The sequence below is a fragment of the Photorhabdus caribbeanensis genome (assembly GCF_018448885.1).
In the GTDB taxonomy this organism is placed as follows: Bacteria; Pseudomonadota; Gammaproteobacteria; order Enterobacterales; family Enterobacteriaceae; genus Photorhabdus; species Photorhabdus caribbeanensis.
Window position 1 is genome coordinate 1 of sequence record NZ_RCWB01000075.1, and the last position, 4,771, is coordinate 4,771.

Below are 4,771 nucleotides of genomic sequence, written 5' to 3' on the forward strand. Positions count from 1 at the left end.
AGTCAACGTGCGCATAGTGGCGGCTTGGGGTATCGTATTCTACGTGAGAAGTAGAGATGGTGATACCACGCGCTTTTTCTTCTGGCGCGTTATCGATTTGGTCGAATGCACGAGCATTACCACCGTAAGTTTTAGCCAGTACAGTAGTGATAGCAGCAGTCAGGGTTGTTTTACCGTGGTCAACGTGGCCGATAGTACCAACGTTAACGTGCGGTTTTGTACGTTCAAACTTTTCTTTAGACATTAGATTGTCCCTCTAAGACACGGAATCGGTGGTTCCACCACATCAACCAAGCATTTGCTCGTTGAATATTGCTTACAGGAATAAAATCGGGAGACAAGGACATTAAGGAAGTGGTGCTGATAGGCAGATTCGAACTGCCGACCTCACCCTTACCAAGGGTGTGCTCTACCAACTGAGCTATATCAGCACATCTTGGAGCGGGCAGCGGGAATCGAACCCGCATCATCAGCTTGGAAGGCTGAGGTAATAGCCATTATACGATGCCCGCATTGAACTCGGCTACCTGACTTTAATCAGCTGTATGTTGATCTCGATACACTTCTCTTTTAGCAAGCATAAAAATAATATCAAGATTAAATCTGATTCTTTGGTGGTGGGGGAAGGATTCGAACCTTCGAAGTCTGTGACGGCAGATTTACAGTCTGCTCCCTTTGGCCGCTCGGGAACCCCACCTCTTCCAAATTTTAATGGTGCCGGCACCAAGAATCGAACTCGGGACCTACTGATTACAAGTCAGTTGCTCTACCAACTGAGCTATGCCGGCATCAAGTGCTGCGCATTCTAGGCAGTGTGAGCGCACTATGCAACAAAAAAATTGCTCCCTTTGATCATTCGGTCACAAAACACTCATTTTTATTCAATTAGCTGTTTTTTTCAATATATTCAGCTTAAATAATAAACACAAAATTACCTGTAACTATCAAGGAACTGATCACAGAGCCCGATAAAACTTGATAGGTCACTTCATCTTGTGTCATTTAAATTTCCATCATGATAAACAAACAGCTAAAGCTAACATTAAGTAAATCAACTCAATTTTTTACGATTCTGCATTTCTCACAAAAAAAACCGCTAAAAATATAAAAAAGCCTACGCCTGCCGCTCATCAATCGATATCATGCGATTTATTTTTTGTCGGGTACAAGTTGTTTATTACAACTTGTCCAACCTGCACAAACAGGCAGATGTTGGTTTATGAATAAAAAAGAACCTTTTTTGGCTACTCCATATTTGCAATTCAATCGTGAACAATGGGCAACCCTACGTGATTCAGTTCCACTGACATTAACAAAAGAAGAATTAATTGATTTAAAAGGAATTAATGAAGAAATTTCTTTAGAAGAAGTTGTTGAGATTTACCTGCCTTTATCTCGTTTGCTCAATTTTTATATTAGTTCAAATTTACGTCGTCAAGCAGTACTCGAACAATTTCTAGGCACTGATGGACAAAAAGTCCCTTATGTTATAGGAATTGCTGGCAGTGTTGCTGTTGGTAAAAGTACTACCGCACGTCTATTGCAAGCTCTGCTGAGCCGTTGGCCTGAACACAGAAGTGTAGAATTAATTACTACAGATGGTTTTCTACATTCCAACAGCGTGCTGAATGAACGTGGACTGATGAAAAAGAAAGGGTTCCCGCAATCATATGATATGCATAGTTTAGTGAAATTTGTATCTGATATTAAATCGGGGTCTCAACAAGTATCTGCACCAGTTTACTCCCATCTTACCTATGATATCGTACCAAACGAGCAAAAACTCATTAAACAACCGGACATTTTAATTCTAGAGGGTTTGAATGTATTACAAAGCGGTATGGATTATCCTCATGATCCACACCATGTATTTGTCTCTGATTTTGTCGATTTTTCTATCTACGTTGATGCACCAGAAAAATTACTCAAGAGTTGGTATATCAGTCGTTTCTTAAAATTCCGTCAGGGTGCTTTTTCAGATCCAGACTCTTATTTCCACAGCTATTCCAAGCTATCAGAAGAAGAAGCTATAAATACTGCATCTGGTATCTGGCAAGAAATCAATGGTCTGAATTTGCGACAAAATATTTTACCAACTCGAGAACGCGCAAGCCTAATCATGACAAAAGGAACTAACCACACTATTGAAAGCGTAAGGTTACGTAAGTAAAAATAGTTTCCGAACCCGGAAGACATTTCTCTTCCGGTCGTTTCTAACAACCTCTTAAAGAAATCTCCCCACCGATATATGGGGTTATAACGCCATTCTGATCAAGTAACAAAGCACCTTGCTGATTAATACCCCTCGCTATACCATACACTTCTTGACTACCAATAATTAATTTTACCTGCCTATCCATAAAATTATCTAATTCAAACCACCGAGAAACAAATGAAGACAAACCTTCATTTTCAAACTGAATTAGAGCTTTCCTTAGACCAAGTATTATTTCTACAGCCAATTTATTACGATCAATTTCAATTCCTGCTTGCAACAAATTAATCCATTTCTGATTAATAGATTCTTCGTCCTTATGATCCATCGAAATATTTATACCCGCACCTATCACAACCTGAGCAGCATCACCAGTCTTTCCTATTAGTTCAACTAAGATTCCCGCTAATTTCTTATCATCAAGATATAAATCATTTGGCCATTTTACCCTAATTCTATCAGCGCCAAATCGATGTAATACTTCAGCGATAACAATGCCAACAACCAGACTCAATCCGATTGCAGCGGCAGGTCCTTGTTCAAGGCGCCAATACATAGATAAATAAAGATTTTTGCCAAAGGGCGAAACCCATTTTCTTCCTCGCCGCCCTCTGCCAGCATACTGATACTCCGCAACACAAGCATCCCCTGATTTCAAATCAGATAAACGTTCAAGCAAGTACTGATTAGTCGAATCAATAACTGGCAAAACAGTTATACGATCCTGGGGTAAGCATTGAAAAATAGCAGATTCATCAAGTAACTGCATAGGTGCCATAAGGCTATAACCCTTACCTGGAGTTGTTTCTAGCTCAATTCCCCATTCACGAATTGTCTGTATATGCTTATTAACTCCAGCTCTACTCATCCCTAAATCTTGTCCTAACTGTTGGCCAGAATGAACATCACCGTCAGACAAAATCTTAATCAATTGTAATGGCACGGTTATATCTTTCATGAAATACATTCCACAGCATCAATTTCGCCTTTAGAACCAATAAAACGAACCTCAGGTTCAAGTAATACACCAAACTTACTTATCACCTGCTGGCGAATGTAAGCAGCCAATGAGACTACATCCTTGCCTGTAGCATTTTCTTGATTTATCAATACCAGAGCTTGTCTAAGATGCACAGATGCACCTCCAATGCGATAACCTTTTAAATTACAATGTTCAATGAGCCAACCCGCCGCTAATTTGAACATTCCATGAGCGTAAGGATATTGGGGGCTATCAGGATAATTTTCTTTTATTTTCGCCGCAACTTCCGCACTGACAATTGGGTTTTTGAAGAAACTCCCTGCATTCCCTGTTATTGCAGGATTAGGTAATTTACTAGTGCGCATTGCACACACTGAATCAAAAATCTGCTGAGGAGTTACATTATCTTTCGACAGCCTGGTTAAATCACCGTAGTTCAATATTGGTTGCCAATTCTTCTTCAACAATAATCCTACGGAGATGATAGAATAATTTGTTTTATATTTATGCTTGAAAATACTATCCCGATATCCAAACTGACATTCACCAACACTAAGGCGCGTTTGTTCCCCAGTTTCTAGATTAAGAATATCTACATATTCACATACATCTCTAAATTCAATGCCATATGCACCAATATTTTGAATTGGTGCCGCACCAGCGCAACCAGGAATTAAAGCCAGATTTTCTAATCCATAGATTTGATTTTTAAGAGAATGGCAGACTAATTCGTGCCAATTTTCTCCTGCCCCTACATGTAAATGCCACGATTCATCTGTTTCCCGCTGTTGAATCCCCATAATTCTATTCAGAATCACAGTTCCTTCAAAATTTGCAGTAAACAAAACATTACTGCCACCACCAAGCAGTAACACAGGTTGTTTTTCGCTTTTGGCTTCCTGCCATAAAGCTAATAAGGATTCCGCAGATTCAGCTATATCTAAACGTTTAACATAGGCTGATAACCCAAAGGTATTAAATTCTTTAAGAGAAAGCATTTACTCAATACTCAATAAAGCTATTTAGTAAATAGTTTATCAGCTATAGGCGTGGAAAACAGTTGGAAAACTAAGTTAGTTCTTTACTAAATGCAAAAAGGCCACCCCTATGGATGGCCTTTTTGTTTCAAAATAAAGTCTGGCAGTGTCCTACTCTCACATGGGGAGACCCCACACTACCATCGGCGCTACGGCGTTTCACTGCTGAGTTCGGCATGGGGTCAGGTGGGACCACCGCGCTATTGCCGCCAGACAAATTCTTTAATCCGTTATCATGTGGTGCTGATACCCAGATTCGAACTGGGGACCTCACCCTTACCAAGGGTGTGCTCTACCAACTGAGCCATATCAGCAATAGTTGCCCAAACTCACTGTTGGCGCAAAAAATCAAATGTGCTTCATGCTGCTTTTCTGTCGCAACACAACGCTAAATTAAAGCCTGGCAGTGTCCTACTCTCACATGGGGAGACCCCACACTACCATCGGCGCTACGGCGTTTCACTGCTGAGTTCGGCATGGGGTCAGGTGGGACCGCCGCGCTATCGCCGCCAGGCATATTCGGTTTCCTTCCGGCCG

General features: G+C 40.7%; 4 protein-coding genes, 5 tRNA genes and 2 rRNA genes. 1 reads left to right on the forward strand and 10 read right to left on the reverse strand.

Going from position 1 to position 4,771, the window contains the following annotated elements; genetic code table 11:
• The 5 genes from EAE90_RS22765 to EAE90_RS22785 all read right to left on the reverse strand — a co-directional run.
• Nucleotides 1-244 (reverse strand): GTP-binding protein (locus EAE90_RS22765; protein ID WP_246551096.1); only part of this gene is annotated, 244 nt, incomplete at its 3' end.
• A gap of 111 nt (nucleotides 245-355) precedes the next feature.
• A tRNA-Thr gene (locus EAE90_RS22770) sits at nucleotides 356-431 on the reverse strand.
• A gap of 6 nt (nucleotides 432-437) precedes the next feature.
• A tRNA-Gly gene (locus EAE90_RS22775) sits at nucleotides 438-512 on the reverse strand.
• Nucleotides 513-612: 100 nt separating this feature from the next.
• Nucleotides 613-697, reverse strand: a tRNA-Tyr gene (locus EAE90_RS22780).
• 15 nt (nucleotides 698-712) lie between these two features.
• Nucleotides 713-788: transfer RNA gene (locus EAE90_RS22785), tRNA-Thr, on the reverse strand.
• A 431-nt stretch (nucleotides 789-1,219) separates the two neighbouring features.
• Here EAE90_RS22785 and coaA point away from each other — a divergent pair.
• Entirely contained in the window at nucleotides 1,220-2,170 is a 951-nt protein-coding gene (gene coaA / locus EAE90_RS22790) for a type I pantothenate kinase (protein ID WP_214055402.1), read from the forward strand.
• Nucleotides 2,171-2,213: 43 nt separating this feature from the next.
• Here coaA and birA read toward each other — a convergent pair whose 3' ends face one another.
• The 5 genes from birA to rrf (EAE90_RS22815) form a co-directional block, all read right to left on the reverse strand.
• Nucleotides 2,214-3,173 (reverse strand): bifunctional biotin--[acetyl-CoA-carboxylase] ligase/biotin operon repressor BirA, encoded by a 960-nt coding sequence (birA, locus tag EAE90_RS22795; protein WP_214055403.1) that lies wholly within the window; start codon nucleotides 3,171-3,173, stop codon nucleotides 2,214-2,216.
• Nucleotides 3,170-4,195: a UDP-N-acetylmuramate dehydrogenase gene (murB, locus tag EAE90_RS22800; protein WP_214055404.1), complete on the reverse strand. Its 1,026-nt coding sequence runs from the start codon at nucleotides 4,193-4,195 to the stop codon at nucleotides 3,170-3,172. Before murB ends, birA begins: the two co-directional genes overlap by 4 nt.
• A 137-nt stretch (nucleotides 4,196-4,332) precedes the next feature.
• Nucleotides 4,333-4,448 (reverse strand): 5S ribosomal RNA (gene rrf, locus EAE90_RS22805).
• Nucleotides 4,449-4,472: 24 nt separating this feature from the next.
• Nucleotides 4,473-4,548, reverse strand: a tRNA-Thr gene (locus EAE90_RS22810).
• Between the two features lie 84 nt (nucleotides 4,549-4,632).
• Nucleotides 4,633-4,748: ribosomal RNA gene (rrf, locus tag EAE90_RS22815) — 5S ribosomal RNA — on the reverse strand.
• Nucleotides 4,749-4,771 lie beyond the last annotated feature (23 nt).